The following is a 350-nucleotide window of genomic DNA, read 5'->3' as shown; positions in this document are numbered from 1 at the left end:
GGTCCACGCCCACCATCACGCTGTCGGCCTTGAATACGGCGTAGGCCGCCTCGCCCTCTTTAAGCCCGAGGTTGTCTGCCGAGCCGGTGGTGATCACGGAAACGATTTCTACCCCCCCAGCCACCTCCAGAACGACTTCTGTGCTGATGGGGCCTTTGCGAATCTGTTTGATTTTTCCGGGAAGGACGTTACGTGCGCTCAGCTTCATATCAAGAGCCTCCATGGTGTGGGTCGCTGGCCGGCTTCGAAGACCTCGTTTCCGAGGCCAGCAACTCCGGCAGGCGGAAAATTTTTCTGGCCCCGGTCACGTTGGAGCCGGGCAACGCCGCGGCCGCGGCCCGCAACTCGGG

At 62.0% G+C, this 350-nt stretch carries 1 protein-coding gene; it reads right to left on the bottom strand.

Annotated features, from left to right (window positions below):
- Positions 1-208 (bottom strand): TOBE domain-containing protein (locus tag ACTFO6_RS18110; protein WP_439935789.1); only part of this gene is annotated, 208 nt, incomplete at its 3' end.
- Positions 209-350 lie beyond the last annotated feature (142 nt).

The organism is Pelomicrobium sp. G1 (assembly GCF_051905455.1).
Taxonomy (GTDB): domain Bacteria; phylum Pseudomonadota; class Gammaproteobacteria; order Burkholderiales; family UBA6910; genus Pelomicrobium.
The sequence above is the reverse complement of the archived record's forward strand: the minus strand, read 5'-3'. Positions and strand labels throughout refer to the sequence as shown.